This window comes from Ectothiorhodospira mobilis, assembly GCF_016584115.1.
Classification (GTDB): Bacteria; Pseudomonadota; Gammaproteobacteria; order Ectothiorhodospirales; family Ectothiorhodospiraceae; genus Ectothiorhodospira; species Ectothiorhodospira mobilis.
The window spans coordinates 1-444 of record NZ_NRSK01000069.1; the positions used below are offsets into that span (position 1 = coordinate 1).

The following is a 444-nucleotide window of genomic DNA, read 5'->3' on the forward strand; positions in this document are numbered from 1 at the left end:
TGTCCATGGTGTCGGTGTCACGCTGGGCAGCTCCCCCACACGACGGGCAGGCCACCGAACGCCATTCGCTGGCCTCTTCACCAGCCAGCGGTGACGTACCCTTAGGGGCAAGCTCGGCGCCGCGGAGATCGGGCAGCTTGACTGGCAGCTGATCGTCACGGACCGGGACGTCGCCGCAGGACTCACAATGGATGATCGGGATGGGGCATCCCCAGAAACGCTGACGGCTTAGCAGCCAGTCGCGCAGCCGATAGGTGATTGTCGGCTCACCGATCCCCTTCTTGCCAAGGAACTCACACATTGTCGCGATGGCCTCAGTCTTAGTGGCGATGCCATCGAGGAATCCGGAGTTTTGGTAAGCGCCATCACCCGTCGTAGCGACCCCAGACTCGCGAGGATCAGCCTCGCCAGTGTCGATGACCGGGATGACGTCAATGCCATATG

The 444-nt window shown here is 62.2% G+C and carries 1 protein-coding gene; it reads right to left on the minus strand.

Annotation, left to right across the window (positions count from 1 at the left end):
* On the minus strand, positions 1–444 hold a 444-nt coding region (locus tag CKO33_RS13190; protein WP_338081791.1), incomplete at both ends, for a class I tRNA ligase family protein.